Origin of the sequence: Pseudomonas sp. B21-021, from assembly GCF_024749205.1 — a bacterium.
Classification (GTDB): Bacteria; Pseudomonadota; Gammaproteobacteria; order Pseudomonadales; family Pseudomonadaceae; genus Aquipseudomonas; species Aquipseudomonas paraglycinae.
Window position 1 is genome coordinate 5635859 of the sequence record NZ_CP087192.1, and the last position, 21469, is coordinate 5657327.

The 21469-nt window shown below is 61.9% G+C and carries 19 protein-coding genes; 14 read left to right on the forward strand and 5 right to left on the reverse strand.

What is annotated here, in order from left to right:
- Positions 1-50: 50 nt before the first annotated feature.
- On the reverse strand, positions 51-1700 hold the full coding sequence (locus tag LOY31_RS25365) for an acyl-CoA dehydrogenase family protein (protein WP_258712359.1): 1650 nt from the start codon (positions 1698-1700) through the stop codon (positions 51-53).
- Between the two features lie 95 nt (positions 1701-1795).
- Positions 1796-4144, reverse strand: coding sequence for a hybrid sensor histidine kinase/response regulator (locus LOY31_RS25370; protein ID WP_258712360.1), 2349 nt, complete (start codon positions 4142-4144; stop codon positions 1796-1798).
- A 304-nt stretch (positions 4145-4448) separates the two neighbouring features.
- Between LOY31_RS25370 and LOY31_RS25375 the strand changes: the two genes are divergently transcribed.
- From LOY31_RS25375 to LOY31_RS25390, 4 genes are all read left to right on the forward strand, one after another.
- Complete coding sequence (locus tag LOY31_RS25375; RefSeq protein WP_007958699.1) at positions 4449-5246, forward strand: hydroxymethylpyrimidine/phosphomethylpyrimidine kinase; 798 nt, start codon at positions 4449-4451, stop codon at positions 5244-5246.
- Between the two features lie 24 nt (positions 5247-5270).
- Positions 5271-5894, forward strand: coding sequence for a thiamine phosphate synthase (gene thiE / locus LOY31_RS25380; protein ID WP_085608753.1), 624 nt, complete (start codon positions 5271-5273; stop codon positions 5892-5894).
- A gap of 10 nt (positions 5895-5904) precedes the next feature.
- Positions 5905-7188: a glutamate-1-semialdehyde 2,1-aminomutase gene (hemL, locus tag LOY31_RS25385; protein WP_064599654.1), complete on the forward strand. Its 1284-nt coding sequence runs from the start codon at positions 5905-5907 to the stop codon at positions 7186-7188.
- A gap of 226 nt (positions 7189-7414) precedes the next feature.
- Positions 7415-7969 (forward strand): tetratricopeptide repeat protein, encoded by a 555-nt coding sequence (locus tag LOY31_RS25390; RefSeq protein ID WP_003228518.1) that lies wholly within the window; start codon positions 7415-7417, stop codon positions 7967-7969.
- A gap of 111 nt (positions 7970-8080) precedes the next feature.
- On the opposite strand, the gene LOY31_RS25395 is transcribed toward LOY31_RS25390, so the two are convergent.
- Positions 8081-8410, reverse strand: coding sequence for a DUF1820 family protein (locus LOY31_RS25395; RefSeq protein ID WP_007958692.1), 330 nt, complete (start codon positions 8408-8410; stop codon positions 8081-8083).
- A gap of 132 nt (positions 8411-8542) precedes the next feature.
- Here LOY31_RS25395 and miaB point away from each other — a divergent pair, with 132 nt between their 5' ends.
- From miaB to lnt, 5 genes are all read left to right on the forward strand, one after another.
- Entirely contained in the window at positions 8543-9871 is a 1329-nt protein-coding gene (miaB, locus tag LOY31_RS25400; protein ID WP_074691567.1) for a tRNA (N6-isopentenyl adenosine(37)-C2)-methylthiotransferase MiaB, read from the forward strand.
- Between the two features lie 123 nt (positions 9872-9994).
- On the forward strand, positions 9995-10999 hold the full coding sequence (locus tag LOY31_RS25405; protein ID WP_258712361.1) for a PhoH family protein: 1005 nt from the start codon (positions 9995-9997) through the stop codon (positions 10997-10999).
- Positions 10992-11486 (forward strand): rRNA maturation RNase YbeY, encoded by a 495-nt coding sequence (gene ybeY / locus LOY31_RS25410; protein WP_007958682.1) that lies wholly within the window; start codon positions 10992-10994, stop codon positions 11484-11486. Before LOY31_RS25405 ends, ybeY begins: the two co-directional genes overlap by 8 nt.
- Positions 11487-11491: 5 nt before the next feature.
- Positions 11492-12331, forward strand: coding sequence for an HlyC/CorC family transporter (locus tag LOY31_RS25415; RefSeq protein WP_007909641.1), 840 nt, complete (start codon positions 11492-11494; stop codon positions 12329-12331).
- A 17-nt stretch (positions 12332-12348) separates the two neighbouring features.
- Entirely contained in the window at positions 12349-13872 is a 1524-nt protein-coding gene (gene lnt, locus LOY31_RS25420) for an apolipoprotein N-acyltransferase (RefSeq protein ID WP_039771840.1), read from the forward strand.
- A gap of 35 nt (positions 13873-13907) precedes the next feature.
- Here the strand turns inward: lnt and LOY31_RS25425 are convergent, their stop codons facing one another.
- Positions 13908-14687: a YdcF family protein gene (locus tag LOY31_RS25425; RefSeq protein ID WP_258712363.1), complete on the reverse strand. Its 780-nt coding sequence runs from the start codon at positions 14685-14687 to the stop codon at positions 13908-13910.
- Between the two features lie 105 nt (positions 14688-14792).
- Positions 14793-15116 carry a hypothetical protein gene (locus LOY31_RS25430; protein ID WP_007958676.1) on the reverse strand — a complete coding sequence of 108 codons (324 nt, stop codon included), beginning with the start codon at positions 15114-15116 and terminating at the stop codon, positions 14793-14795.
- A gap of 254 nt (positions 15117-15370) precedes the next feature.
- On the opposite strand from LOY31_RS25430, the gene leuS reads away from it, so the two are divergent.
- From leuS to LOY31_RS25455, 5 genes are all read left to right on the forward strand, one after another.
- Positions 15371-17977, forward strand: coding sequence for a leucine--tRNA ligase (gene leuS, locus LOY31_RS25435; RefSeq protein WP_007958675.1), 2607 nt, complete (start codon positions 15371-15373; stop codon positions 17975-17977).
- Positions 17978-18064: 87 nt separating this feature from the next.
- A complete protein-coding gene (lptE, locus tag LOY31_RS25440; RefSeq protein ID WP_007958674.1) occupies positions 18065-18670 on the forward strand; it encodes an LPS assembly lipoprotein LptE in 606 nt (201 codons plus the stop codon).
- 39 nt (positions 18671-18709) lie between these two features.
- Positions 18710-19747 (forward strand): DNA polymerase III subunit delta, encoded by a 1038-nt coding sequence (gene holA / locus LOY31_RS25445; RefSeq protein WP_007958673.1) that lies wholly within the window; start codon positions 18710-18712, stop codon positions 19745-19747.
- 140 nt (positions 19748-19887) lie between these two features.
- Positions 19888-20052, forward strand: coding sequence for an alternative ribosome rescue factor ArfA (arfA, locus tag LOY31_RS25450; protein ID WP_007958672.1), 165 nt, complete (start codon positions 19888-19890; stop codon positions 20050-20052).
- A 61-nt stretch (positions 20053-20113) separates the two neighbouring features.
- Positions 20114-21436 carry a lytic murein transglycosylase gene (locus LOY31_RS25455; protein WP_258712367.1) on the forward strand — a complete coding sequence of 441 codons (1323 nt, stop codon included), beginning with the start codon at positions 20114-20116 and terminating at the stop codon, positions 21434-21436.
- Positions 21437-21469: the final 33 nt, after the last annotated feature.

A 21469-nucleotide genomic window follows, 5' to 3' on the forward strand; every position in this document is an offset into this window, starting at 1 on the left:
GTTGAATGTACCGGCCCCTTCGCGAGCAAGCCCGCTCCCACAGGGATGCTTCAGAAACCTTGCGGCGTAGAGCGGGCGACGATGGCCTCAACATCCAGCCCGCGCGGCAACGCGCCGTAGGCCCGCCCGCCTCCGTTCAGACGACTGGCGATGAACGCATCGCTGACCGCCGAATTCCCGGCTTCCAGCAGCAGCTTCGCTTGCAGTCCCAAAGCGATGTCTTCGGTCAGTTGCCGAGCGCGGTATTGAATGTCGCTGGTGTCCTTGAACTGTGCCTGCAATTGCTGAATGTGCGCGGCCAGTCGCTTGTCGCCATGACCGTCGCCCAACTCGCTGAACAACACATCGAGTACTCCCGGCTCTTTCGACAAGGCGCGCAACACATCGAGGCATTGCACGTTGCCGGAGCCTTCCCACGTCGAGTTCACCGGCGCTTCGCGGTACAGCCGCGGCAGGATGCTCTCCTCGACATAGCCAGCACCGCCCATGCACTCGGCGGCTTCGTTGATCATCCCCGGCGCACGTTTGCAGATCCAGTATTTACCCACCGCCGTCACCAGTCGGGCAAACTGCGCTTCATGGCGATCGTCCAGATGATCCAGCGCCTTGCCCATGCGCAGGCTCAGCGCCAGCGCGGCTTCGCTTTCCAGCGCCAGATCGGCCAGCACGTTCTGCATCAGTGGCTGTTCACTGAGCAGTTTGCCGCCGACCTTGCGATGGGCGCAGTGATGGCTGGCCTGAGTCAGCGCCTGACGCATCAGCGAGCTGGAGCCGACCATGCAATCGAAACGGGTCATCGCCACCATCTCGATGATGGTCGGCACGCCGCGCCCTTCTTCGCCGACCATCCACGCCAGCGCGCCTCGGAATTCCACTTCGCTGGAAGCGTTGGACTGGTTGCCGAGCTTGTTTTTCAGGCGCTGGATGTAGAACTGATTGCGCGTGTCGTCCGGGCGATGGCGCGGCAGCAGGAAGCAGCTCAAGCCCTTGTCGGTCTGCGCCAGCGTCAGGAACGCATCGCACATCGGCGCCGAACAGAACCACTTGTGCCCCACCAGTTCATAAGCCTGACCGGGCCCGCTGGCGCCGACCGGATAGGCCTTGGTGGTGTTGGCACGGACGTCGGTGCCGCCCTGTTTCTCGGTCATCGCCATGCCGATGGTGACGCCAGCCTTGTGGGCCATGCCGACATTGCGCGGGTCGTATTCGGTGGCGAGAATTTTCGGCAGCCACTGTTCGGCCAGATTCGGCTGCAAACGCATCGCGGGCACACTGGCGAAGGTCATGGTCAGCGGGCAACCGCTGCCGGCCTCGGCCTGGCTGTGTAGGTAGCTCATGGAAGCGCGGGCAACATGCGCGCCGTCCTGTGGATGAGCCCAAGGCAACGACGTCAGGCCATGTTCAATGGCGGTGCGCATCAGCTCGTGATACGCCGGATGAAACTCCACCAGGTCGATGCGATGACCGTAGCGGTCATGGCTGGCGAACACCGGTTTGTTCTGGTTGGCGAGGAACCCGGCCTCCATCAGCGGCCCGCCGGCCAGCGCGCCGTAGGCATCAATCCGCGACTCGGCCCAGCCGGCGCCGAACCGCCGCGACCACTCCTGCAACGGCAGATCGATGCGGTACAGATTGGTGCCGTCCAGCGACGGTGGCTGGTTGGTGACTTCGTGGGTTTCGGCGAACTGATGCAGGTTCATGACGGGGCTCCTTGATCGGCCAGAGCTTCAGTTAAGCACCGGCCCCGCACCGATCAAAGTGTCATATTGGCCTAAATACCGGCGCTTTCACCCTATCAGCAACTCAATACCCGCCGCTGCATCGCAACCTGCAGATCCTCGAATTTCACCGGTTTGCTCAGGTAATCGATCGAACCACCCGACGCGCAATGCTCGCGATCCGCCCCCAGCGCGATCATGAACACCGGCAAATGGGCGCATCCCGGCAGGTCACGAATCTGGCAACACAGCGATGCCCCATCGAGCGGCGGCAGCTGGCAATCGATCAGCACGGCATCGAAGCGCTCGCGCTGCAAACAGTCGAGCGCCGCCGCGCCGTGGTCGGCGGTACGCACGCGGAAACCGAGCTTGAGCAACATGCCGCGCATCACCAATTGATTGACGCTGTTGTCGTCCACCAGCAGCACGGTGCAATCTTGCGGCGCGCGCACGGTGTCGCGGGTGAACGCGGGCACGGCTTCCTCTTCCGGCAACTCAAACTCGACATCCAGTTGAAAACGGCTGCCACTCCCCGGTTCGGAGCGGTGTGTGAGCTTGCCACCGAGCAACTCCACCAATTGACGGCAGATCGCCAGACCGACACCCAGCCCGCCGTATTCGCGGGTCATCGAACCGTCGAGCTGGAAGAACCGTTGATACATCGTCGCCTCGCCAAGATCGGTGAAACCGATGCCGGTGTCGATCACCGCGAAGGACAGCGCCAGGCGATTGTCCGTCGATGGCTTGCCAGTGACCCGCAAGGCCAGACCGCCGACGCGGGTGAACTTGATCGCGTTGTCCAGCAGGCATTCCAGGCATTGCGCGAGTTTCGCGCTGTCGCCATGCAGGCGATCCGGCAGGGTCGACAGTACGTCGACCTTGAAGTCCAGCGACTTGCTTGAGGCGTTGCCATCGAACTGAATCCGCAACGCCTCGACCACCCCGCGCAGGCTGAAACTGCCCGGCGTGGCCTTGAGCTTGCCGGCCTGCAGTTCGGTCAGGGTCAGGATGCCGTTGACCATGCGCATCATGTCCCGCGCCGAACCGGCGGCGGTCTGCTGGTATTGCTCCAGCTCCGGATCGAGTTCGACGGTCTGCATCAACTCGAGCGAACCGATCACCCCGTTCATCGGCGTGCGCAGTTCGTGGGTCAGGGTCGCGAGGAATTCGTCCTTGAGCTTGTTGCTGTGGGCCAATTGCTGGTTCAGCACTTCGAGTTTCTGGCCGGCGTCGAACAGGGTCTGCGCCTGTTGTTCGCGCATCGCGTTGATGCGGTCGGCCAGCGCCAGAGACAGCAACGCCACTTCGATGGCTGAACCGATCTGGCTGGCGTACATGGTCAGGAACACGTTTGGCAGCAGGCCCAGCACCATCATGGTGTTGACGATGCCGCCGATCAGGAACGCCGACCAGGCAATGATGAAATAACGCGCCACCCGCAGGCCGCGCCACCAGGCCAGGATCCCGGCGGCGAAAATAACCACGGTAAAGGTCAGTGCCAGGGTCGTCGCCAGGCGCAGGGCCAGGCCATAACTGGTCATCAACGACAGGCCGATCACCACGGCGCCGAACGCGATCAGGGCCATCAGCAGGCGATCGAGCCAGCGGCTGTGGTTCTTCGTCTGCAGGAAACTACGGGCGAACTGGCTGCCGAACAGTCCCGCGCAACCAATGAAGAACGGCGTGGCGGCGTTGGCCCACCATGGGTTGTCCGGCCAGAAATACTCGACCGCCGCGCCATTGACCGACAGCTGATAAAGGCCGAACGAAGCGATATAGAAGATGTAATAGAGGTAACTGGTGTCGCGCACGCTGAGGTAGATGAACAGGTTGTAGACCAGCATCCCCAACAGCACGCCATAAATGATCCCCAGCACGTACAGGCGCACCGGCTGGTCTTCGAGGTACGCGGTGCTCGACCACAGCGTCACCGGCGCCTGGATCGAGCCTTCGCTGGACAACCGCAGGTAAACGGTTCGCTGTTGATCCGGCTTGAACGCCAGGTCGAACAGGTAATTGTTCTGGCGGATCTCGCGACTGGCGAACGGCAAGGCGTCCCCGGTCTGCCGCACCAGACGATAGTCGCCGGCGGCATCGGGCAGATACAGGTCGAGATGATCGAGCGGCGGATACGCCAGCTCCAGCAACCAGCTGCGCTGCGCCGACGGATTGGTCGGGCGGTAATGCAGGTCGATCTTCAGCCAGAACGCCGAACGCGAATAACCGGCATTGAGCGTGGCTTTGTCATGGGGTTTGAAGTTTCCGGCGGCGGCTTGCGCGCGGACGTCGGCAATGCTCGCCTGACCGCTCGGGTCTTCGAACACTTGCAGGGATTGACCCAGCGGGAGGCTCTGGGTGAACTCGTCGAACTCGACGGCGCTTGCCAGGAGGGGCAAGCAGAACAGCAACATCAACAAATAGCGCATTGAAGCCCCAGCGTGGCTTGGCCGGTTGTGTCAGGAAGCCCCCCATTCCCTTTGAGATGACGTAAAACCGGTATTACCTGTTATTGGTTTGGATCCACTCTAGCATAGCCGTTGATGGCCATTGAGCACCATGGAAATTTTTCCTACAAAGGCTCTAGAACGGGCGTTCCAGAGCAGAACGCCGGGCTAGAGCTGTTGGCTCGGTCAGATTGTGACAAGCGCTGTGGATCTCGCTACCCGTGTTATCGGCCGCGCACTGCGCCACAACACCCGGAAAACAGGTTTGGTGGTAAGCTCGCGCACCATGAATATCTACAGCTCACGCCCCGTTGTCCTCTGTCTCTCCGGCCACGACCCCAGTGGTGGCGCCGGCCTGCAGGCAGATATCGAAGCCCTGCTCGCTCAGGGTTGCCATGCGGCTCCGGCCGTCACCGCCCTGACCGTGCAAGACACGGTCAACGTCACTGACTTTCGCGTCCTCGACCGTGAGTGGGTACTGGCTCAGGCCAATGCCGTGCTCAACGACTCCGAAGTCGCGGCAGTGAAACTGGGCATGCTCGGTTCCCTGGAAATGGTCGACACCGTCGTCGAACTGCTCCAGGCGCACCCGCACCTGCCAGTGGTCTGCGACCCGGTGCTGCGCGCCGGCGGCGGTGGACGCCTGGGCAAGGACGAAGTCGGCTACGCCATGCGCGAACGCCTGCTGCCGCTGTCGATCATCGCCACCCCCAACCTTCCCGAAGCCCGGATCCTCGCCGAACTGCCAGAAGGCACCGCGGACGAGTGTGCTGAAAAACTGTTGCCGTACATCAAGAACCTGCTGATCACCGGCGGTCACGGCGACGAAACCGAAATCCACAACCGCCTGTACAGCCGCGACGGTCTGCGCGAAACCTTCAAGTGCCAGCGCCTGCCGGGCAGCTATCACGGTTCCGGCTGCACCCTGGCCAGCACCCTCGCCGGTCGCCTGGCACTGGGCGAAAACCTCGCCAGCGCGGTGCGTACCGCGCTGGATTACACCTGGCGCACCCTGCGCGATGCCGAACAGCTGGGCAAAGGCCAGTTCGTGCCGCGTCGCCTGCCGCTGGATTTCTGTTCCTGAAGTTTCGAGCCTGAGGTCTGCGCGATGAAACTACGTGGCCTGTATGCCATCACCGACAGCCAGTTGCTGGCCGGCAAGTTTCTGTCCTACGTGGAGGCGGCGCTGGAAGGCGGCGTCACCCTGCTGCAATACCGCGACAAGAGCAGCGACGAAGCCCGTCGCCTGCGTGAGGCCGAAGCCCTGCGCGATCTGTGCGAGCGCTACAAGACGCAACTGATCATCAACGATGACGCCGAACTGGCCGCGCGCCTGAACGTCGGTGTGCACTTGGGCCAGACCGACGGCCCGCTGTCGCCGACCCGCGCCCTGCTCGGTTCCAAGGCGATCATCGGTTCGACCTGCCACGCGCAGCTTGAACTGGCCGAACAGGCCGCCAAAGAAGGCGCGAGTTACGTCGCCTTCGGTCGCTTCTTCAATTCCAATACCAAACCCGGTGCACCGAGTTGCAGCCTCGATCTGCTCGACGAAGCCAAACGCACCCTGCACCTGCCGATCTGCGCGATCGGCGGCATCACCCTCGACAACGCCGCGCCGCTGGTGGCCCACGGTGTCGATCTGCTGGCCGTGGTCCATGGCCTGTTCGGCGCCGACAGCACCGCCGAAGTGACCCGCCGCGCCCGCGCCTTCAATGAATTACTAAAAGTCTGAGAGCCCGATCATGTCTCGTTCCGAAACCCTGTTTGCCAACGCCCAGAAACACATTCCCGGTGGCGTGAACTCGCCGGTGCGCGCGTTCAAGAGCGTCGGCGGCACGCCGCTGTTCTTCAAGCACGCCGAAGGCGCCTACGTCACTGACGAAGACGACAAGCGTTATGTGGATTACGTCGGCTCCTGGGGCCCGATGATCCTCGGCCACAGCCACCCGGACGTGCTGGACGCAGTGCGCAACCAGTTGCAACACGGCCTGTCCTACGGCGCGCCGACCGCGATGGAAACCGAGATGGCCGATCTGGTCTGCTCGCTGGTGCCGTCGATGGAGATGGTGCGCATGGTCAGCTCCGGCACCGAAGCGACCATGAGCGCGATCCGTCTGGCCCGTGGTTTCACCGGCCGCGACAGCATCATCAAGTTCGAAGGCTGCTACCACGGTCATTCCGACAGCCTGCTGGTCAAGGCCGGCTCCGGCGCACTGACCCAGGGCGTACCGAGCTCGGCCGGCGTACCGGCAGCGTTCGCCAAACACACCCTGACCCTGCCGTTCAACGACATCGACGCCGTTGAAAAAATGCTCGCCGAAGTCGGCCAGGACGTCGCGTGCATCATCGTCGAGCCAGTGGCCGGCAACATGAACTGCGTACCGCCGGCGCCGGGTTTCCTCGAAGGCCTGCGCAGCCTGTGCGACAAGCACGGCGTGGTGCTGATTTTCGACGAAGTGATGACCGGTTTCCGTGTTGCCCTCGGCGGTGCCCAGGCTTACTACGGCGTAACCCCGGACCTGACCACCTTCGGCAAGATCATCGGCGGCGGCATGCCGGTCGGCTGCTTCGGCGGCAAGCGCTCGATCATGGAGCGCATCGCGCCGTTGGGCCCGGTCTATCAGGCAGGCACCTTGTCGGGTAACCCGCTGGCGATGGCCGCCGGCCTGACCACCCTGCGCCTGATCAGCCGTCCGGGCTTCCACGCCGAGCTGACCGACTACACCACGCGTCTGCTCGATGGCCTGCAACAGCGCGCCGATGCCGCCGGCATTCCGTTCGTGACCACCCAGGCGGGCGGCATGTTCGGTCTGTACTTCAGCGGTGCCGACGACATTGTTACTTTTGAAGACGTGATGGCCAGCGATGCGGCACTGTTCGGCCGCTTCTTCCACCTGATGCTGGAAGGTGGCGTGTATCTGGCACCGAGCGCCTTCGAAGCCGGTTTCACCTCGATCGCCCATGGCGAAGCCGAGCTGAAACTGACCCTCGACGCCGCCGAGCGCGCCTTCGCCAAGTTGAAGTAAAACGCCCCGCCGCTGACGTTGGCCATTGCCAGCGTCAGCGTTCTCCTACATCCGCACGCCTTTTCCGACACTCCTGCCAAAAATCTCCCCTAAAGTGGGCGATATATTTCCCGCGCAGCAGAAAATCGAGTAAAGACTTTGTAAGGATGGCCCTGCTTATTTCATAATGCGCGCTTATTGGATCCCTCGACGGGTCCGCGCGCCCTTCAGAGGTAAGTCGATTCCCATGAACCGCACCGGCCGCACCCTTGCCTTGGGCTGCCTGTTGCTCCTTCAGCCGCTGCTCGCACATGCACAAGCAGGCGGCAACTCGTTGTTGATCCCGGCGATGGGTCGCTGCACCCTCAATACTCAGCCGCAAGATGTCACGCAGGCCCTCGCCGCCTGCCAAAAGGCAGCGGATGAGGGGGATGCGCAAGCGCAATACGAGTTGGGTGAGTTCTACTACGACGGCAAGAACGCGCCGCGCGACCTCAATCAAGCCCTGAGCTATTTCGAAAAGGCCTCGCTGCAAGGCCACGCCCAGGCGCAATTCAAGCTCGGCACCATGTTCTTCCACGGCGAAGGCGTGCAGGCCAACAACATTCAGGCCTACATCGTGCTGAAGATGGCGGCGGTCAACGGTGCTGAAGATGCGCTGGATACGGCCGACGAAGTCTCCGAAAAAATGTCCCGCGAAGATCTTGAGACTGCCACGCAAGTGCTCGGGCAAATTTTCCGTAAATACCTGATGGAATTGCAGAGCGCCGACGGGCGTACGCCGTTTTCGCCTCTTCCCTGATTTCTCTATAGATTTTTCTGGCCTCTTCGCGAGCAAGCCCGCTCCCACATTGGAATGCATTCCTCTGTGGGAGCGGGCCTGCTCGCGAATGAGGCGACCCGGACTTACGGTTTACTTCTCGGGCATCGGCACCGGAAACGGCATCACGTTGCCAACGCCGCCACGGGCTTCGCTGATCTTTGGCGTACCCAGACGCTCCACTTCATCGATGCGCACGATCGAGTGCATCGGCACAAAGCTGCGCACCACGCCTTCGAACTGCGCCTTGAGCTTTTCTTCGCTCGGATCGACGACCACTTGCGTGCGCTCGCCAAAGACGAACTCTTCCACTTCCAGGAAACCCCACAGATCACTTTGATAGATCTGCTTGGCGTACATTTCGAACACCTGGCCCTGGTTGAGGAAAATCACCTTGTAGATTGGAGCTTCGCGTTTGGTCATGGCGGGCGGACGACATCGGGGTAAAAATGAGGGCGCGAACTATAGCATAGCCACCGGACGCGCAGCGGTAGGAACCTGGGGACATGTTCCCTATAATGCGCGGTTCTTTGAACCACGTGACGACCCTATTCCATGGCCAAGAAGCTTTACATCGAAACCCACGGTTGCCAGATGAACGAGTACGACAGCTCGCGCATGGTCGATCTGCTGGGCGAACACCAGGCCCTGGAAGTCACGGCGCGCGCCGAAGATGCCGACGTGATCCTGCTCAACACCTGCTCGATCCGCGAACGCGCCCAGGACCGGGTGTATTCCCAGCTCGGCCGCTGGCGCGAACTGAAACTGGCCAACCCGGACATGGTGATCGCCGTCGGCGGTTGCGTGGCCAGCCAGGAAGGCGCAGCGATCCGTGATCGCGCCCCGTACGTCGACGTGGTGTTCGGCCCGCAGACCCTGCACCGTCTGCCGGAAATGATCGACGCCGCGCGCATCAGCAAGCTGCCGCAAGTCGACGTCTCGTTCCCGGAAATCGAAAAATTCGACCACCTGCCCGAGCCGCGCATCGACGGCCCGAGCGCCTACGTGTCGGTGATGGAAGGCTGCAGCAAGTACTGCACGTTCTGCGTGGTGCCTTACACCCGCGGCGAAGAAGTCAGCCGACCGTTCGACGACGTGATCGCCGAGATCATTCACCTGGCCGAACACGGCGTGCGCGAAGTGACCCTGCTGGGGCAGAACGTCAACGGCTATCGCGGGCTGACCCACGACGGTCGCCTGGCGGACCTGGCCGAACTGATCCGTGTGGTCGCAGCGGTCGATGGCATCGACCGCATCCGCTACACCACCTCGCACCCGCTGGAGTTTTCCGACAGCCTGATCCAGGCCCACGCCGAAGTGCCGGAACTGGTCAAGCACCTGCACTTGCCGGTGCAGTCGGGTTCGGATCGGATCCTGGCCGCGATGAAGCGCAACCACACGGCGCTGGAGTACAAATCCAAGCTGCGCAAACTGCGCGCAGCCGTACCGGGCATCTGCATCAGTTCGGACTTCATCGTCGGCTTCCCGGGGGAAACCGAGAAAGATTTCGAACAGACCATGAAGCTGATTGCCGACGTCGGTTTCGATTTTTCCTACTCGTTCGTCTACAGCCAGCGCCCGGGCACCCCGGCCGCCGATCTGGCCGACGACACCCCGGAAGAACTGAAGAAAGAACGCCTGAACGCCTTGCAGCACCGTTTGAATCAGCAAGGGTTCGAGATCAGCCGACAAATGGTCGGTTCGGTCCAGCGGATTCTGGTGACCGATTATTCGAAGAAAGACCCGGGCGAGCTGCAAGGGCGCACCGAGAATAACCGTATCGTCAACTTCCGCTGCGATAATCCGACCCTGATCGGCCAGTTCGCCGACGTGCACATCGACGCGGCGCAACCGCACTCGCTGCGCGGCTCGCTGATCCAGTAACACCGCAAGGAGACCCCGCCAGACGGCTGAATCGATGCAAGGCTTTTTAAGAGCTTTCGCACCCACGCCGCTGGCGTTATCCTTGATTTCATCCTAATTGCCCCAGGGCGGCTAAATACGACCTTGAACGCACCCATCGAACCACATCGTTTTATCCTCGAGCCCTTTGAGGCTCGCCGCTTCGCCAATCTGTGCGGGCAGTTCGACGAGCACCTGCGCCTGATCGAACAGCGCCTGGCCATCGAGATCCGCAACCGCGGCAATCAGTTCGAGCTGATCGGCGAACCCAAGCACACCACTTCCGCGGAAAACCTCATTCGCCGCCTGTACCGGGAAACCAAGGGTTCAGAGCTGTCGCCGGATACGGTTCACCTGTTTCTCCAGGAATCGGCCGTCGAGCAGCTGGACAACCACGCCCCCGCCGAAGCCTCCGTCGCCCTGCGCACCAAGAAAGGCATGATTCGCCCACGCGGCTTGAATCAGTTGCGCTACGTGAAGGAAATCCTCGGCAACGACATCAACTTCGGCATCGGCCCGGCCGGTACCGGCAAGACCTATCTGGCTGTCGCCTGCGCGGTGGATGCCCTGGAGCGCGAGCAGATCCGTCGCATCCTGCTCGTGCGTCCGGCGGTCGAAGCGGGTGAAAAACTCGGCTTCCTGCCCGGCGACCTGTCGCAAAAGATCGACCCGTACCTGCGCCCGCTCTACGACGCGCTCTATGAAATGCTCGGCTTCGAATACGTGGCCAAGCTGATCGAGCGTCAGGTGATCGAAGTCGCGCCGCTGGCCTACATGCGCGGCCGTACGCTGAACAACAGCTTCATCATTCTCGATGAAAGCCAGAACACCACCGTCGAGCAGATGAAGATGTTCCTGACCCGGATCGGTTTCGGCTCCACGGCCGTGATCACCGGCGACATCACCCAGGTCGACCTGCCGCGCGGCACCAAGTCCGGACTTCATCACGTCATCGAAGTCCTGAAAGATGTGCCGGGCATCAGCTTCACCCACTTCCAGCCCAAAGACGTGGTGCGCCATCCGTTGGTGCAACGCATCGTCGAAGCCTACGAGCGCTTCGAGAATCGCGTGGCCGATGAAGCGCCAAAGGACACCCGCCACGATGCTTGAGCTTGACCTGCAAATCGCGACCGAAGCGTCTGCGCCGACCGAAGCCGAGTTCCGCCAATGGTGCGAACTGGCCCTGCGCCAGCGCACCGCTGACTCGGAAATGACCATTCGTCTGGTCGACGAGGAAGAAGGCCGCGAACTGAATCACACCTGGCGGCACAAGGATTACGCGACCAACGTCCTGTCCTTTCCCGCCGAAGTGCCCGACGAGTTTCTCGACATTCCATTGCTGGGCGATCTTGTGATCTGCGTGGCAGTGGTCGAGCGCGAAGCTGCCGAACAGGGCAAGGAACTAAAGGCCCACTGGGCACATCTGGTCATTCACGGCTGCTTGCATCTGCTTGGTTACGACCATATAGATGACGAGGAAGCCGAGGAAATGGAAGCACTGGAACGCGAGTTGCTTGCCGAGTTGGGTTATCCCGATCCGTACGCGGACGACGAAACCGAAACATCCCCTACTGTTACAACAAAGGATTCAGAGTAATCGCTATGAGCGAAGATCGATCGAGCAACGGGCAAAAGTCATGGCTGGGTAAACTGACCCAGGCTTTTGCCCACGAGCCGAAGAACCGCCAGGAGCTGCTTGAGCTGCTGCGCGATGCACATCAGAACAAACTGCTGGACAGCGAAGCGCTGGCCATCGTCGAAGGCGCCATCCAGGTGGCTGACCTGCAGGTTCGCGACATCATGGTGCCGCGCTCGCAGATGATCAGCATCAAGGCGACCCAGACACCCCGCGAATTCCTCCCCGCTGTGGTCGACTCGGCCCACTCGCGCTACCCGGTCATCGGCGAAAGCCATGACGACGTGATGGGCGTGCTGCTGGCCAAGGATCTGCTGCCACTGATCCTCAAGGAGAACGGCGACAGCTTCAACATCAAGGACCTGCTGCGCCCGGCCACCTTCGTGCCGGAGTCCAAGCGTCTGAACGTGTTGCTGCGTGAATTCCGCGCCAACCACAACCACATGGCCATCGTCATCGACGAATACGGCGGCGTGGCCGGTCTGGTGACCATCGAAGACGTGCTTGAACAAATCGTCGGCGACATTGAAGACGAGCACGACGTCGAAGAAGACAGCTACATCAAGCCGCTGCCCAGCGGTGATTTCCTGATCAAGGCCCTGACGCCGATCGAGAACTTCAACGAGTTCTTCGACAGCGAATTCTCCGACGACGAGTTCGACACCGTCGGCGGGCTGGTGATGAGCGCGTTCGGGCACTTGCCAAAACGTAACGAAATCACTGAAATCGGCGCCTATCGTTTCCGCATCCTGAATGCCGACAGCCGTCGGATTCATTTGCTGCGACTGACCCCAATCGCCCGGTAAAAAATCTAAGGATTGAAATGCGCTGGACAACCCGTCCCGGCTGGCCCGGTAACCTGCTGGCCGTGGCGGCCGGTGCAATCACCACCTTCGCTCTGGCACCGTTCGATCTCTGGCCGCTGGCATTGCTGGCGGTCGGCCTGTTCTATGCCGGCCTGCGCGAACTGAGCCCGCGTCAGGCACTGGGTCGTGGCTGGTGCTTCGGTTTCGGCCTGTTCGGCGCCGGCACCAGCTGGATCTATTACAGCATCCACCATTTCGGCGGCGCTTCGGTGCTGTTGGCCGGGTTCCTGATGCTGATCTTCACGGCAGCCATTGCCTGGTTCTTCGCCCTGCCTGCGTGGCTCTGGGCGCGCTGGTTGCGGCGTAATGAAGCGCCAGTGGCCGACGCCCTGGCGTTTGCGGCGTTGTGGGTCGGTCAGGAAGCTTTCCGTGGCTGGTTCCTCACCGGTTTCCCGTGGCTGTATTCCGGTTACAGCCAGCTCGACGGCCCGCTGGCCGGGCTCGCGCCAGTGGGCGGCATGTGGCTGGTGTCGTTCGTTCTGGCGCTGACCGCTGCACTGATCTACAACGCACCGCGCCTGCTGCAAACCCGCCGCAAAGCCTTCATCGCCGCCGGCCTGGTATTGCTGATAGGGCCATGGGCGGCAGGCATTGCGCTCAAGGGCCATGCCTGGACCAGCCCGGCGGGCGCGCCGCTGACCGTTGCCGCGATTCAGGGCAACGTCGCACAAAGCATGAAATGGGACCCGGCCGAGCTCAATGCGCAACTGGCGCTGTACCGCGACCTGAGCTTCCGCTCCAAACCGGTCGACCTGTTGATCTGGCCTGAAACCGCTGTCCCGGTGCTCAAGGAGTCCGCCGAGGGCTATCTGACCATGATGGGCAACTTCGCCGCCGAGCGTAAATCGGCGCTGATCACCGGCGTGCCGATCCGCGAAATGGTCCGTCACGAAAAACGCTTCTTCAACGGCATCACCGTGGTCGGCGAAGGCGATGGCACTTATCTGAAACAGAAGCTGGTGCCGTTCGGCGAATACGTACCGTTGCAGGACATCCTGCGCGGGCTGATCGCATTCTTCGACCTGCCAATGTCCGACTTCGCCCGCGGCCCTGCCGATCAGGCCCTGTTGCAGGCCAAGGGTTATCAGATCGCGCCGTTCATCTGCTATGAAGTGGTCTACCCGGAGTTCGCCGCAGGTCTGGCGGCACGCAGCGATCTGCTGCTGACGATCAGCAACGACACCTGGTTCGGTACGTCCATCGGCCCGTTGCAACACCTGCAAATGGCGCAGATGCGTGCGCTTGAAGCCGGACGCTGGATGATTCGCGCGACCAACAACGGCGTGACCGGGCTGATCAACCCGTTTGGGCAGATTACCGAGCGTATCCCGCAGTTCGAACAGGGCGTGCTGTACGGCGAAGTGGTGCCGATGCACAACCTGACGCCGTATCTGCAATGGCGCTCGTGGCCGCTGATCATCCTGTGCGTGGTGCTGTTCGGCTGGGCGCTGATGACCAACCGGATGTCCAAGACGCTCTGAAAGCCTGTTCACTCCCGCGTCCTGCGCGGGAGTGATCAATCGGCGCTTTCCTTCCCTCGGTAGAACAGCGAATAGCCAATCTGCCCCACCGCCTCGTTCATCAACTGCCCGCTCTGCCAGATCGACTTGAACTCCGGCAGCCAGCCGCCAAACGGCCGGGCGTTGTCAGTGCCGAGGAAACCGACCGGCGCCGGCACCACTTCGAATCCGGCCTGTTGATAACTCCACACCGCTCGCGGCATGTGCCAGGCCTGGGTCACCAGCACGATGCGTTTGACGCCTTCCGGCAACAGCATTTTGGCACTGAATTCGGCGTTCTCCCACGTGGTGCGGCTCTCCCCTTCCTGCCAGCGCACCGTCACACCGAAATCATCGCGCAACGAATCGGCCATCAATTTGGCTTCAGTCGGCGGCGTACCGTAATGCAGGCCACCGCTGGTCAGAATCGGCAACCCCGACGCCTTGGCCAGTCGCGCCGCATAACGTTGGCGCTCCAGCCCGACACCGGTCGGTTGATCCTCGCCCCAGGCCAGATCGCCGCGCTCGCGACCGGAGCCCAGCACCACAATCGCATCAGCACGCTGCACCAGGCTTGTCCATGCTTCCCGGGCCAGCGGCGGCTCGCGCTCCAGCGCCTTGGCGCCCCACTGCACGACCACCGGCAGACTCATCAGCAAAAAGCCGCCAAACCCCAATGCAAAACACAGCCCGGCCAGCCGTGGCCGCGAGCGACGCAGCCACCAGGCCGCCAGCAACAGCAGCAAAAGAAGGCCAGGCGGCAATAGAAGTTGTTTAATGAAATAACGAAAAGGCATCGAGCATCTCCAGAGATGCCCGAAGCCTAAGTGGGTTGATACAACGCGACAACCAGTAGGGTCGGATCTTGTTGAAAAAGATCCGCTTTTTGACCTGCCATGCGTTTACTTGGCCTGCAGAGTCCGAACCTTGACGGGGTCTCTGCCGGGCGCCTTGTCCTTGAGCCAGATGACATTGGCCGTATGGGCTGCATCGAGTTGTTTCACCGCTTGTGACAGGTATCCGTGGGTTTCACGCTCACTGCGATCCAGATAGGCCTTGACCAGTTTGAACTCGGCGGGACTCAAGCCACGCAATTCCAGCTCCAGGGGGCGCTCGTCGCGCAGCCTTCCAGCGGTTTTTGCCGCGTCCAGGGCCATACCCAGACGATCGATCAACCGCTCGTACAACTCGGGTTTGGTAACGTTTTTTTGCTGTGACTCCACCATCCCTCACCTCATTGAAGATAAGACTCACTCCCCAGTTAGAGCTTAGCTTCGCTGCACAAACCGGCTGCACGCCGCGACCAACGGCCCTCGCCGCGATTTCAGCCGGTCAAACGGCTGCAATCAGGGTTTCCCTAGGCCGAGCGCGGTCATGTATGCTACGGCGCTTCCTGTAACTCCACTTCCAGCTCGTCCGGCACGCCCCGAACGTCGCATTGAAGAGGATTAGGCCACCCCTATCCAGTACAAAAGTAGCCATGCACGAACAATATCAGCCCCGTGAAATCGAAGCCGCCGCCCAGTCGTTCTGGGACGAGCAAAAGTCCTTTGAAGTCAGTGAACAGCCAGGCAAGGAGACTTACTACTGCCTGTCGATGTTCCCTTACCCCAGCGGCAAGCTACACATGGGGCACGTGCGCAACTACACCATCGGCGACGTGATCTCCCGCTACCAGCGCATGCTCGGCAAGAACGTTCTGCAACCGATGGGTTGGGACGCCTTCGGCATGCCGGCGGAAAACGCCGCGATGAAGAACAACGTGGCCCCGGCCAAGTGGACCTACGAAAACATCGCCTACATGAAATCCCAGCTGCGCAGCCTGGGCCTGGCGGTGGACTGGTCGCGCGAAGTCACCACCTGCAAACCGGATTACTACCGCTGGGAACAATGGCTGTTCACTCGCCTGTTCGAAAAAGGCGTGATCTACCGCAAGAACGGCACCGTGAACTGGGACCCGATCGATCAGACCGTTCTGGCCAACGAACAGGTGATCGACGGTCGCGGCTGGCGTTCCGGCGCGCTGATCGAAAAGCGCGAAATCCCGATGTACTACTTCAAGATCACCGCCTATGCGGATGAGCTGCTGGAGAGTCTCGACGAACTGACTGGCTGGCCCGAGCAGGTCAAGACCATGCAGCGCAACTGGATCGGCAAGTCGCGCGGGATGGAAGTGCAATTCCCGTACAACGTCGACTCGATCGGCGAAAGCGGCACCCTGAAAGTTTTCACCACCCGTCCGGACACCCTGATGGGCGCGACTTATGTCGCCGTAGCCGCCGAGCACCACCTGGCCGCCCTCGCCGCGAAGAACAACCCCGAGCTGCAAGCGTTCATCGCCGAATGCAAGGGCGGCAGCGTCGCCGAAGCCGACGTCGCCACCCAAGAGAAGAAAGGCCTGCCGACCGGCCTGTTCGTCGAGCACCCGCTGACTGGCGAAAAACTGCCGGTGTGGGTCGCCAACTACGTGCTGATGCACTACGGCGACGGCGCGGTCATGGCTGTGCCGGCGCACGACGAGCGCGACTTCGAGTTCGCCCACAAGTACAACCTGCCGGTCAAATCCGTGGTTCGCACCAGCTCCGGTGAAACCAACCCGGCGCCATGGCAGGACGCCTACGGCGAGCACGGCACGCTGATCAACTCCGGCGAATTCGACGGTCTGGACTTCGCTGGCGCGTTCGACGCCATGGAAGTCGCCCTGATCAAGAAAGAGCTGGGCGCCTCGCGCACCCAGTTCCGCCTGCGCGACTGGGGCATCAGCCGTCAACGCTACTGGGGCTGCCCGATCCCGATCATCCACTGCGATGCCTGCGGTGACGTGCCGGTGCCGGAAGATCAACTGCCTGTCGTCCTGCCGGAAGACGTGGTGCCGGACGGCGCCGGTTCGCCGCTGGCACGCATGCCGGAGTTCTACGAGTGCGCTTGCCCGAAATGCGGTCAGCCTGCCAAGCGTGAAACCGACACCATGGACACCTTCGTCGAGTCGTCCTGGTACTACGCCCGTTACGCCTCGCCGCACTTTGAAGGCGGTCTGGTGGAAAAATCCGCGGCCGACCACTGGTTGCCGGTGGATCAATACATCGGCGGTATCGAACACGCCATTCTTCACCTGCTCTACGCGCGCTTCTTCCACAAGCTGATGCGCGACGAAGGCCTGGTGAGCTCCAACGAGCCGTTCAAGAACCTGCTGACCCAGGGCATGGTGGTCGCCGAGACTTACTATCGTCGTGAAGCCAACGGTGCCTACACCTGGTTCAACCCGGCGGACGTGGAACTCGAGCGCGACAGCAAGGCCAAGGTCATCAGCGCCAAGCTGATCGCCGACGGCCTGCCGGTAGAAATCGGCGGCACCGAGAAGATGGCCAAGTCGAAGAACAACGGCGTCGACCCTCAGTCGATGATCGATCAGTTCGGCGCGGACACCTGCCGTCTGTTCATGATGTTCGCCTCGCCACCTGACATGAGCGCTGAATGGTCCGACTCCGGCGTGGAAGGCTCGCACCGCTTCCTCAAGCGCGTCTGGCGTCTGGCTCAGGCCCACATCACTCAGGGCCTGCCGGGCAAACTGGACATCGCCGGTCTGAATGACGAGCAGAAAGTCATTCGCCGCGCGATCCACCAGGCGATCAAGCAGGCCAGCCACGACGTCGGCCAGAACCACAAATTCAACACCGCCATCGCTCAGGTGATGACGCTGATGAACGTGCTGGAAAAAGCCGCGCAAGCGACCGAACAGGATCGCGCACTGGTTCAGGAAGGTCTGGAAACCGTAACGCTGCTGCTGGCTCCGATCACGCCGCACATCAGCCACGAGCTGTGGAACCGCCTGGGCCACGCCGATCCGGTGATCGACGCCGGCTGGCCGGTGCTGGACGAAAGCGCGCTGGTGCAGGACAGCCTGACCCTGGTGATCCAGGTCAACGGCAAGCTGCGCGGCCAGATCGAAATGCCGGCCGCCGCGACCCGTGAAGAAGTCGAAGCGGCAGCCCGCGCCAACGAAAACGTGCTGCGTTTCGTTGACGGCCTGACGATTCGCAAAGTGATCGTAGTGCCCGGGAAACTGGTCAATATCGTCGCCAGCTAATTGGATCGGGCGTCAGGTGAGCCTGACGCCCAGTAAAACCTTTCGGGCCACAGAGTCGGCCCACATGGTTTCAAGGGGAGCAACACAATGATCAAACGCAATCTGCTGGTGATGGGCCTCGCCGTCCTGTTGAGCGCCTGCGGTTTCCAGCTGCGTGGTACCGGCACCAACGAACTGTCGATCAAGGAGCTCGATCTGAGCGCCCGCAACGCCTACGGCGAAACCGTGACGCAACTGCGTCAGGTGCTGGAGGCCAGCGGCGTCAAGATCATTTCCGGTGCGCCATACAAACTGTACCTGGCCGATGAGCAAGAAACTCAGCGCATCCTCAGCTATGCCGGCGCCGGTCGTACTGGCGAATATCAGGTGAGCACCGTGCTGACCTACGATATCCGTGGCGAAAAAGACCTGCTGCTCAAAAGCGACAAGCTTGAAGTGCAGAAAGTGTTCATCCACGACGGCAACAACCTGGTGGGTTCCGACCAGGAAGCCAACGATGCACGCCGTGAAACCCGCCGCGAGCTGGTTCAGCGCATGATGCTGCGTCTGCAACAGCTGACGCCGGCACAGCTGGACGCTCTGCAGCAAACCGCCAACGCCCGTGCCAAGGCAGAGGCCGACGCCCTCGAAGCGGCGCAGAAGGCTGAAGCGGAAACTCCGCGTCAGTCGCCGCTCGAACTGCCGCAGCAGTAAGACGTTCGGGGCGCTCAGGCGCCCCGTTCGCCCTTTCTTATGAAGCTCGCTCCCGCCCAACTCGGCAAACACCTGCAAGGCGCCCTTGCGCCGGTCTACATCATCAGCGGCGATGACCCGCTGCTGTGCCAGGAAGCTGCCGACGCCATTCGCTCCGCTGCCCGTCAGCAAGGATTCGACGAACGCCAGGTCTTCGCCGCCGACGCCAATTTCGATTGGGGGACGTTGCTGCAGGCCGGCGCCAGCATGTCGCTGTTCGCCGAAAAACGCCTGCTGGAACTGCGCCTGCCTTCGGGCAAGCCCGGTGACAAGGGCGCTGCCGCACTCATCGAATACTGCTCGCGCCCGGCTGAAGACACGGTGCTGTTGATCAGCCTGCCGAAGCTGGACGGCAGCGCGCAGAAAACCAAGTGGGGCAAGGCGCTGGTCGAGGGTCAGCAGACCCAGTTCGTGCAGATCTGGCCGGTGGACGCCAACCAGTTGCCAAGCTGGATTCGTCAGCGCCTGTCCCAGGCCGGCCTGTCAGCCAGCCAGGACGCGGTCGAGCTGATTGCCGCGCGGGTCGAAGGCAACCTGCTGGCTGCTGCGCAAGAGATCGAAAAGCTCAAGCTGATGGCCGAGGGCGGGCAGATCACCGTCGAAACCGTACAGGCGGCCGTGGCCGACAGTGCGCGTTTTGACGTGTTCGGCCTGACCGACGCGGTGCTCAACGGCGAACCGGCTCACGCTCTGCGCATGCTCGAAGGGCTGCGCGGTGAAGGGGTCGAACCGCCGGTGATCCTCTGGGCCCTGGCCCGGGAGTTGCGCCTGCTGGCTAACATCTCGTTGCAATACAGTCAGGGCACGCCGCTGGACAAGTGCTTCAGTCAGGCCAAGCCGCCGGTCTGGGACAAGCGCAAACCGCTGATGAGCAAGGCCTTGCAACGCTACTCGGCGCAACGCTGGGCGCAGTTGCTGCTCGAAGCCCAGCGCATCGATGCGCAGATCAAGGGCCAGGCGGCGGGCTCGCCGTGGATGAGCCTGAGCCGGTTGGCGCTGCTGATGGCCGGTCAGCGGCTGACATTGCCTGCCGAATGAGATCCGGGATCGCGCTCTGCGATCCCGTTCTTTACCGAGTCCATTTCCTACAGAACATCCCGCCCTCGGTCCTATAGACAGACGCCCGAGATCGGCAGATTATCTGCCGCGCAAAACCCCACTCGATCGAGAGAATCCTCATGAGCAAAAAGCCATCGAAACATGGCCACAACAAGGCCAAATCCATCGTCGCCCAACCCCTGTTCCGCAGCCGCCAGGAACGACCAACCAAGGGTAAAGGCAGCTACCGCCGCGAAGCCTTCCAGTCTGACAGCTGGGAGGCTTCTTACTTTCTGGCCGCTTGAAGCACAGCACCCCCTCCTCATGTTAAGGTCTGCACCTGATTAGTATTCCCTGGACCTGTGCATGCCCCTCAGTCTTTCCCGTCGTTGGCCCTTGCGCCAACTGATCGCTGCCTCCAGCTTCGTACTGCTCGTCGCCTGCGCGGAAAAACCCACCGCCGCCGACGCTCAACCGCTTCAGACCGTCCCCGTTGCCACAGCCCCAGCGGTCATCCCGCCGGTAGTGCCGTCCGGTGACAACCTCGACCTGCAACCGACCCAGACCTTTGCCGAATGGCAGGCAGGGTTCCGCAAGGAAGCTCTGGCTGCCGGCATTCGTGCCGACCTGTTCGACCGCGCGTTCGCCAATGTCAGTTTCGATGCCAGCGTGATTCGCGCCGACCGCAGCCAGCCGGAATTCGCCCGGCCGGTCTGGGAATACCTGGACGGCGCCCTTTCGCCCTTGCGCGTGCGCAAAGGCCAGGCCCTGATCAGCCAGTACGCTGACATCCTGCAAAGCATCGAACAGCGTTATGGCGTCGATCGTCAGGCGCTGGTATCGGTGTGGGGGATGGAAAGCAATTTCGGCCAGTTCCAGGGCAGCAAGTCGGTGATCAACTCGCTGGCAACACTGGCTTATGAAGGTCGCCGTCCGGGCTTTGCCCATGCGCAGTTGATTGCGGCGTTGCAGATCCTGCAACAGGGCGACATCACGCCGGAGAAAATGCTCGGTTCCTGGGCCGGTGCCATGGGCCAGACCCAGTTCATCCCGACCACCTACAACACCCACGCCGTGGATTTCGACGGTGACGGTCGCCGCGACATCTGGGGCAGCCCGGCTGACGCATTGGCCTCCACCGCGCATTACCTGCAAAGCTCAGGCTGGCAGCGTGGCCAGCCGTGGGGCTTCGAAGTGCAACTGCCGAGCGGTTTCAACTACACCCTGGCCGACGGCGCAATTCGCAAGAGCGTCGCTGAATGGCGGCAATTGGGCGTAATCCTGCCGAACGGCGGCCAGGTGCCGGCCGGTTCCGAGCAACTGTCCGCCGCCCTGCTGCTGCCGGCCGGTTATCGTGGCCCGGCGTTCCTGATCCTCGATAACTTCCGGGCGATCCTCAAGTACAACAACTCGTCGTCCTACGCACTGGCCGTGAGCCTGTTGTCCGAGCGCTTCGACGGCGCCGGCCTGATCAATGGCAGCTGGCCAAAAGACGATCTGCCGTTGAGCCGCACCGAACGGATCGAATTGCAAAACCTGCTCACCGCGCGCAACTATGACGCAGGTGCGGCAGACGGGATCATCGGCGCCAATACGCGCAAGGCGATCCGCAGTGCACAGCAGTCATTCGGCTGGCCGGCGGACGGTTATCCGACGCACAAGCTGCTGGAAAGCCTGCGTAACCAGTAAAAACAAAAAGACCGCCGCCTCTTCAGGCGGCGG

Excerpts from the sequence above, each read along its gene's own strand:
- LOY31_RS25415 (WP_007909641.1), top strand. The coding sequence starts at position 11,492 with ATGAGCGAAGATCGATCGAGCAACGGGCAAAAGTCATGGCTGGGTAAA.
- LOY31_RS25390 (WP_003228518.1), top strand. The coding sequence starts at position 7,415 with ATGAACCGCACCGGCCGCACCCTTGCCTTGGGCTGCCTGTTGCTCCTT.
- leuS (WP_007958675.1), top strand. The coding sequence starts at position 15,371 with ATGCACGAACAATATCAGCCCCGTGAAATCGAAGCCGCCGCCCAGTCG.
- LOY31_RS25425 (WP_258712363.1), bottom strand. The coding sequence starts at position 14,687 with ATGCCTTTTCGTTATTTCATTAAACAACTTCTATTGCCGCCTGGCCTT.
- LOY31_RS25370 (WP_258712360.1), bottom strand. The coding sequence starts at position 4,144 with ATGCGCTATTTGTTGATGTTGCTGTTCTGCTTGCCCCTCCTGGCAAGC.
- ybeY (WP_007958682.1), top strand. The coding sequence starts at position 10,992 with ATGCTTGAGCTTGACCTGCAAATCGCGACCGAAGCGTCTGCGCCGACC.
- lptE (WP_007958674.1), top strand. The coding sequence starts at position 18,065 with ATGATCAAACGCAATCTGCTGGTGATGGGCCTCGCCGTCCTGTTGAGC.
- lnt (WP_039771840.1), top strand. The coding sequence starts at position 12,349 with ATGCGCTGGACAACCCGTCCCGGCTGGCCCGGTAACCTGCTGGCCGTG.
- LOY31_RS25395 (WP_007958692.1), bottom strand. The coding sequence starts at position 8,410 with ATGACCAAACGCGAAGCTCCAATCTACAAGGTGATTTTCCTCAACCAG.
- arfA (WP_007958672.1), top strand. The coding sequence starts at position 19,888 with ATGAGCAAAAAGCCATCGAAACATGGCCACAACAAGGCCAAATCCATC.
- holA (WP_007958673.1), top strand. The coding sequence starts at position 18,710 with ATGAAGCTCGCTCCCGCCCAACTCGGCAAACACCTGCAAGGCGCCCTT.
- thiE (WP_085608753.1), top strand. The coding sequence starts at position 5,271 with ATGAAACTACGTGGCCTGTATGCCATCACCGACAGCCAGTTGCTGGCC.
- LOY31_RS25430 (WP_007958676.1), bottom strand. The coding sequence starts at position 15,116 with ATGGTGGAGTCACAGCAAAAAAACGTTACCAAACCCGAGTTGTACGAG.
- LOY31_RS25455 (WP_258712367.1), top strand. The coding sequence starts at position 20,114 with ATGCCCCTCAGTCTTTCCCGTCGTTGGCCCTTGCGCCAACTGATCGCT.
- LOY31_RS25365 (WP_258712359.1), bottom strand. The coding sequence starts at position 1,700 with ATGAACCTGCATCAGTTCGCCGAAACCCACGAAGTCACCAACCAGCCA.
- LOY31_RS25375 (WP_007958699.1), top strand. The coding sequence starts at position 4,449 with ATGAATATCTACAGCTCACGCCCCGTTGTCCTCTGTCTCTCCGGCCAC.
- hemL (WP_064599654.1), top strand. The coding sequence starts at position 5,905 with ATGTCTCGTTCCGAAACCCTGTTTGCCAACGCCCAGAAACACATTCCC.
- miaB (WP_074691567.1), top strand. The coding sequence starts at position 8,543 with ATGGCCAAGAAGCTTTACATCGAAACCCACGGTTGCCAGATGAACGAG.